General features: G+C 67.7%; 1 protein-coding gene. It reads right to left on the bottom strand.

Going from position 1 to position 927, the window contains the following annotated elements:
• Positions 1 to 20: 20 nt before the first annotated feature.
• The gene (locus tag DEH69_RS28270) at positions 21 to 911 is read right to left on the bottom strand and encodes an IS5 family transposase (protein ID WP_309302911.1); all 891 of its coding nucleotides are present in this window, start codon (positions 909 to 911) and stop codon (positions 21 to 23) included.
• Between the last annotated feature and the right edge of the window lie 16 nt (positions 912 to 927).

Consider the following 927-nt stretch of genomic DNA (forward strand, 5'->3'; position numbering starts at 1 on the left):
AGAGCGCGTTTGAGATCTGGTTATGAGGTGCGTCGCAGGGGTCGCCGTCCGGGTCGGGTCGCGGGTTGGCCACGGGTGAGTCGGCGGAGTATCACGTCGGTCATCGCCCAGCGGATCATGGTGGCGGAGTGTGCTGGGTTGGTTTCGTAGTCGCTGGCCAGCCGGCGGCGCATGGTGATCCAGCTGAATGTCCGCTCGACCACCCAGCGCCGGGGCTGGACAGCGAAACCACGCTGGTCAGGCGGTTTACTGACAATCTCAAGCGTGCGGCACAGGATCTGGTTGGTCCACTCCACCAGGCGTCCGGCGAAGCCGGCGTCTGCCCAGATCAGGCGCACCGATGGGTGGTCCAGACGCGTCCACAGCAGTGGACGCCTGGCCCCGTCGCGGTCCTGGACGCTGGCGGAGACGACGTGGATGGCCAGCAGCAGGCCGAGGGTGTCGGTGACGATGAACCGTTTGCGGCCACGCTGGCGCTTTCCCGCGTCGTACCCGCTGGTGGCCTGCGGTACGGAGTCGGCCGCGCGCACCGACTGCGAGTCGATCACCCCGGCGGTGGGTGCGGGATCGCGGCCGTCGGCCCGGCGGACCTTGGCGCGCAGCGCATCGTGGATCTTCTCCACTGTGCCGTCGTCGTGCCACCGGGTGAAGTACCAATACACCGTGGGCCAGGGTGGGAAGTCCCTGGGCAGGTAGCGCCACTGGCACCCGGTCCGGGCCAGGTACAAGATCGCTTCCACGATGCGACGACGCGGATGTTTCTCCCGCCGTCCACCCTTCGGCCCGGTCCGAGGCGGCGGCAGCAACGGCTCCACCAACGCCCACTGTTGATCCGTCAGGTCCGACGGGTAACCCTCCCCGGCAACACTCACACACCGCTCAACGACCAAGCCCCAGGCGAGGCACTCCAGATCTCAAACGCGCTCT

Source organism: Streptomyces sp. PT12 (genome assembly GCF_003311645.1).
In the GTDB taxonomy this organism is placed as follows: Bacteria; Actinomycetota; Actinomycetes; order Streptomycetales; family Streptomycetaceae; genus Streptomyces.